1 protein-coding gene and 1 pseudogene are annotated in these 1,310 nt (G+C 65.5%); both read right to left on the bottom strand.

Features of this window, described 5'->3' with window-relative positions:
* The coding region (locus AB0G56_RS42180) for an alpha-amylase family glycosyl hydrolase (protein WP_360981677.1) at positions 1-847 on the bottom strand (847 nt) is incomplete at its 3' end.
* Positions 844-1,310: pseudogene (locus AB0G56_RS42185) on the bottom strand (alpha-1,4-glucan--maltose-1-phosphate maltosyltransferase); the annotation flags it as partial. The gene AB0G56_RS42180 and the pseudogene AB0G56_RS42185, both read right to left, overlap by 4 nt.

A 1,310-nucleotide genomic window follows, 5' to 3' on the forward strand; every position in this document is an offset into this window, starting at 1 on the left:
GGCATTCGTCGCCGCCGCCGGTGAAGTCGCCGAAGTAGTCGACGACGTCCTCGGGCCACTGGTTCGCCTCGGCCAGGATCACCGTGTCCGGGTACTGGGTGTCGATCTCCTTGCGCACCCGCTTGAGGAACTCGTGGGTGGCGGGGAGGTTCTCGCAGTTGGTGCCCTCCTGCTGGTACAGGTAGGGCACCGCGTCGAGGCGGAACCCGTCGATGCCGAGGTCCAGCCAGAACTTCAGCGCGGAGATCATCTCCTCCTGCACGGCCGGGTTCTCGTAGTTCAGGTCCGGCTGGTGCGAGAAGAAGCGGTGCCAGTAGTACTGCTTGCGCACGGGGTCGTACGTCCAGTTCGACGCCTCGGTGTCGACGAAGATGATCCGAGCGTCCTGGTACTGCTTGTCGTCGTCGGCCCAGACGTAGTAGTCGCCGTAGGGTCCGTCGGGGTCCTTGCGGGATTCCTGGAACCACGGGTGCTGGTCGCTGGTGTGGTTCATGACGAAGTCGATGATGACGCGCATGCCGCGCTGGTGGGCGGCGTCGACGAACTCGACGAAGTCGGCCAGGTCGCCGAAGTCGGGCAGGACGGCGGTGTAGTCGGAGACGTCGTAACCGCCGTCTCTGAGGGGTGACTTGAAGAACGGCGGCAGCCACAGGCAGTCCACGCCGAGCCACTGGAGGTAGTCCAGCTTGGCGGTCAGGCCCTTCAGGTCGCCGATGCCGTCACCGTTGCTGTCCTGGAAGGAGCGGACCAGGACCTCGTAGAAGACGGCACGTTTGAACCACTCCGGGTCGCGGTCCTTTGCGGGAGTGTCCTCGAAGGTGTCCGGGACGGGCTCGTTGACGATCATGTTGTGGGTGACCCTCCGATCTGCGGGGTGGACGGTCGCAGGACGGTGAGGACGTGCGCGGGCCTGTGGCCCGGTTCGAGTCGCACATAGTTGGCCCTGCCCCAGTGATAGGTCTCGCCGGTCAGCTCGTCGCGCACCGGCACCGACTCGTGCCATTCCAGGCCGAGTTGCGGCATGTCCAACGAGACCGTGGCCTCCTGGGTGTGGTGCGGATCGAGGTTGGCGACCACCACAACCGTGTTCGATCCGCTCTGCTTCGAGTAGACGATCACCTCGTCCTTGTCGGCGTGGTGGAAGTGCAGGTCGCGCAGTTGCCGCAGGGCGGGACTGCGGCGGCGGATGTCGTTGAGGCGGGTGATGAGGGGGGCGATGGTGCGGCCCTCGCGTTCGGCGGCTGCCCAGTCGCGGGGTTTGAGCTGGTACTTCTCGGAGTCGAGGTATTCCTCGCCGCCCTCTTTGAGGG

It is taken from the genome of Streptomyces sp. NPDC021356 (assembly GCF_040641015.1).
Taxonomy (GTDB): domain Bacteria; phylum Actinomycetota; class Actinomycetes; order Streptomycetales; family Streptomycetaceae; genus Streptomyces.